Raw genomic sequence first — 1,125 nt, forward strand, 5'->3', positions numbered from 1 at the left:
GCTATCGCAACCGTAGCAGCAAAAACCTCAGGCGGCGAAGCCAAAGACTACGCGTCAATTGACTCAGCCCCAGAAGAAAAAGCACGTGGCATCACCATCAACACCTCACACGTAGAGTATGACACCGACACCCGTCACTACGCCCACGTTGACTGCCCAGGCCACGCCGATTATGTTAAAAACATGATCACCGGTGCCGCACAAATGGACGGCGCAATCCTAGTCGTATCAGCAACTGACGGCCCAATGCCACAAACTCGTGAGCACATCTTGCTATCACGTCAGGTAGGCGTACCATACATCATCGTCTTCATGAACAAATGTGACCTAGTAGACGACGAAGAATTGCTAGAGCTCGTCGAAATGGAAGTACGTGAACTTCTTAACGACTATGACTTCCCAGGCGACGACACCCCAATCATGAAAGGTAGTGCCACCCAAGCCCTAAAAGGCGACGACGGCAAATACGGCGAACCAGCAGTCGTAGAACTACTAAACACCCTAGACACCTACATCCCAGAGCCAGAGCGTGACATCGACAAAGCATTCCTAATGCCAATCGAAGACGTATTCTCAATCTCAGGTCGTGGTACCGTTGTAACTGGCCGTGTTGAATCAGGAATCGTAAAAGTTGGTGACGAAATCGAAATCGTCGGTATCAAAGACACCCAAAAAACCACCTGTACTGGTGTTGAGATGTTCCGCAAAATGCTAGACGAAGGTCGTGCAGGCGAAAACTGTGGCGTACTACTCCGTGGTACCAAGCGTGAAGAAGTCCAACGTGGCCAAGTACTAGCCAAGCCAGGTTCAATCACCCCACACACCAACTTCGACGCCGAAGTATACGTACTATCAAAAGAAGAAGGTGGTCGTCATACTCCGTTCCTAAACGGCTATCGTCCACAGTTCTACTTCCGTACCACTGACGTAACTGGCGCAATCCAATTACAAGACGGTACAGAAATGGTCATGCCTGGTGACAACGTTGAGATGAGCGTAGAGCTTATCCACCCAATCGCTATGGACAAAGGCCTACGTTTCGCTATCCGTGAAGGTGGCCGTACTGTAGGTGCTGGTGTGGTAGCTAACGTAAAAGACTAAGCGATACTGATCTCAGCGTAAGCT

1 protein-coding gene is annotated in these 1,125 nt (G+C 50.0%); it reads left to right on the forward strand.

Annotation, left to right across the window (positions count from 1 at the left end; translation table 11 throughout):
• A partial coding sequence (gene tuf, locus NK638_RS12245) for an elongation factor Tu (RefSeq protein ID WP_274633229.1) occupies positions 1 to 1,101 on the forward strand: 1,101 nt, incomplete at its 5' end.
• Positions 1,102 to 1,125 lie beyond the last annotated feature (24 nt).

The sequence above is a fragment of the Psychrobacter sp. A3 genome (assembly GCF_028823565.1).
GTDB lineage: Bacteria > Pseudomonadota > Gammaproteobacteria > Pseudomonadales > Moraxellaceae > Psychrobacter > Psychrobacter celer.